This window comes from Vibrio sp. V43_P6S15P86 (genome assembly GCF_009904725.1).
Taxonomy (GTDB): Bacteria; Pseudomonadota; Gammaproteobacteria; order Enterobacterales; family Vibrionaceae; genus Vibrio; species Vibrio diabolicus.
Window position 1 is genome coordinate 1 of the sequence record NZ_WXWT01000454.1, and the last position, 2,597, is coordinate 2,597.

Sequence of the window (2,597 nt, forward strand, 5' to 3'; positions counted from 1 at the left end):
CAATTAAGGGGTGAGCAACGCTACCACCCAACTTAAAGCATTGTGCCATAAACACTAATGTTGAAGTAGAACCAAAAATGCCAAGCGTTGGGAATCCCTCTTAAATTGTTTGTTATGTTTCGGGTGCAGAAGAACTACTCTCTAGCATATCTACAACCTTTTGTTCATTTAACTTATTTTTACCTAGAGTAACTATAGATGGACGCTTGGTCGGTGATGGACGGCTGTTTATATAGATGCCTGTAGACGTGAACATTATTGTAATAAGCTCACCCCTACTGCTCAAAGATGCAGCAGTCTCAAATTCTAACCGAACCATTTTAATATCACTGACAGTTCCCCAACCATGGAGTGCGGCGGCTTTTTTACAATTTTTATAGTTTGTCTCGCTCGATGGATACCCAGTATTTTTCAACAATAAGTTTCGCTTTGACTTCCACAAAACAAGAATGCTTATAACTAATGAAAGTAAAGCTAACAACACGCTTCCCAACATTACCAAATAGAAAGTAACAAACACTCCAGACAAAGGCACGATAGCCCGAACTAAAGACTCCGTTGCCGTAGGTTCTAGATATTTTTTCACTATTCAGTCCCTTTGAACTCTTAGAAACATAACGCCCAATTAAGGGGTGAGCAACGCTACCACCCAACCTAAAGCATTGTACCGTAACCACTAAATTTGAAGTAGAAGCAAAAATGCCAAGCGTTGTGAATCCCTCTTAAATTGTTTGTTATGTTCGTAGCCATTTGTACATGACGTAGCTATCAACCAACCCTAGATGAGCATGCTTATATGCCTTGGGAATTGTACCTATGATTTGAAACCCTAGCTTCTCCCAAAGCTTCACCGCAACTTCATTGGTAGAGACCACGCAGTTAAATTGCATGGCATCAAAGCCAAGTTCTAGAGCAGTTTCCTGAGAATGTTTACACATAAGGCGTGCAATGCCCTTACCTCTAGCTTTGCTAGAAACCATGTATCCACAATTACATATATGGCTACTTGGCCCCATTGCATTTGGCTTGATGTAGTAAGAGCCCAGTACAACGTCATTTTCTACGAAAACAAAAGCTTTCAGGGGAGATTCACACCATAAAGCAAATGCTTGTTCTAGCGTCATACTTGGGTCAAAGGCATAAGTTTCTTGTGCCTGGATTACCGCAGAAAATGTTGGCCAAAACGACTCAAAATCGGCTTTTGTGATTTCCCTAATCATGAATTTCCTCCTAGAACATAACGCTGCGTTAAGTAGTGAGTAACGCTACCACCTAACTGAAAACATTACACCGTAAACACAAAAACTCGACTTGAACTAAGAATGCCGAGCGTTACGAATCTGCCTTAAACGCTTTGTTATATGTGTTCTCAAACATATTTGCATTTTTGGTAGGGTCATATCCTTTACAAGTTAAACAGTGGTTGCAGTCAAGTATTGATTCACCGTAAACGAAACTATCTACACTAGGGTCATTCATTAACCCATCTGTTATAAACTTTCTTGAGTATGGAATCTCGAGAACCCTAGAAAAAACAAACTCAGGTTCTTTCACTAAATCAAACGTGATTATCTCTAAGTCAGAGACTATCTTGATAGCCTCAACGTTATCGTAAACCTCGCCTAATATATGGTCACATACTTCAATATCACCTCGACAAATGTTGCATCGCCCTTCGAACGAAGTACATTGGATATTATTGTATCGTTTCAATGTCCTGTGATCACAGTCAATCGGGTCAACGTCGCATATTGAACATTTATACTTTTCAAAGCCTCTTAAGCTGAATCCATAGTCTTGATGTAAAAGCATGTTTGGGCAATCAGTAAAATAATGGCCATCTTTAAAACCAAATGCACATTGATAATTTTCCGCTAAATACTTTCCGACATCATGCATTTGCTTTGCAATTTCAATGCGACCAGATTTAAAAAACCAGAATACCTTGAGCAGTTTCTGAAGTGCTGCTCGCAAGTCAAGCTCAGGGTATAACGATTGACCACATTCAACTCTTTCAATGAGTTCATTAGCAGAGAAATAGCTCTCTTTTGCAATATCGGATGGATTCGATTCACCAAAAGTCATAAGTTGAGCTTTGAATGCAGGTTGTTCATCATCAACTGACATCTTTAGTGCTCCTTCAAACTATCCAATATTTCTTTGACTTCATCACCGGTTCCTTCAATAAGGATTTCTTTGTGTTTATCACCCTCCCGCTTTACGTACTTCACTCTTACAACCTTGTCATTTTCCAAGTAGCTATCAATCCACTTTGTTATAAAGTTAGCGAATACCGCAAAGGGGATGCCAAATATCAACGGTAGAATAATATCGGCGCTTCTCAGTGCAAAATAGTTATGTTGTTCACCTCTGACCACTATTGACTCTATGCCCATATCTCTAAAGTCTTTTCGGAGATCTGGTGCATATTCATTTACTAGATCTACACCCTCACTACTACTTTCAGGCATGATGTATGCGGTACCATCACAATAATTAACATTACGTTCCGACAACGCCATCAACAATTCATTGATATCTATTTCATTTTCTCTGAACATTTCTTAACCTCAAATTTATTAGCTGAATAAGAACAT

Annotated in this window: 4 protein-coding genes; all 4 read right to left on the bottom strand. The window is 39.0% G+C overall.

Annotation, left to right across the window (positions count from 1 at the left end; translation table 11 throughout):
- Window positions 1-112: 112 nt before the first annotated feature.
- The 4 genes from CAG69_RS20225 to CAG69_RS20240 all read right to left on the bottom strand — a co-directional run bounded on the left by CAG69_RS20225 (window position 113) and on the right by CAG69_RS20240 (window position 2,561).
- Window positions 113-586: a hypothetical protein gene (locus tag CAG69_RS20225; protein WP_161445887.1), complete on the bottom strand. Its 474-nt coding sequence runs from the start codon at window positions 584-586 to the stop codon at window positions 113-115.
- A 148-nt stretch (window positions 587-734) separates the two neighbouring features.
- Entirely contained in the window at window positions 735-1,220 is a 486-nt protein-coding gene (locus CAG69_RS20230; RefSeq protein WP_161445889.1) for a GNAT family N-acetyltransferase, read from the bottom strand.
- A gap of 112 nt (window positions 1,221-1,332) precedes the next feature.
- Window positions 1,333-2,127, bottom strand: coding sequence for a hypothetical protein (locus tag CAG69_RS20235; protein ID WP_161445891.1), 795 nt, complete (start codon window positions 2,125-2,127; stop codon window positions 1,333-1,335).
- A 2-nt stretch (window positions 2,128-2,129) separates the two neighbouring features.
- On the bottom strand, window positions 2,130-2,561 hold the full coding sequence (locus CAG69_RS20240; RefSeq protein ID WP_161445892.1) for a hypothetical protein: 432 nt from the start codon (window positions 2,559-2,561) through the stop codon (window positions 2,130-2,132).
- Between the last annotated feature and the right edge of the window lie 36 nt (window positions 2,562-2,597).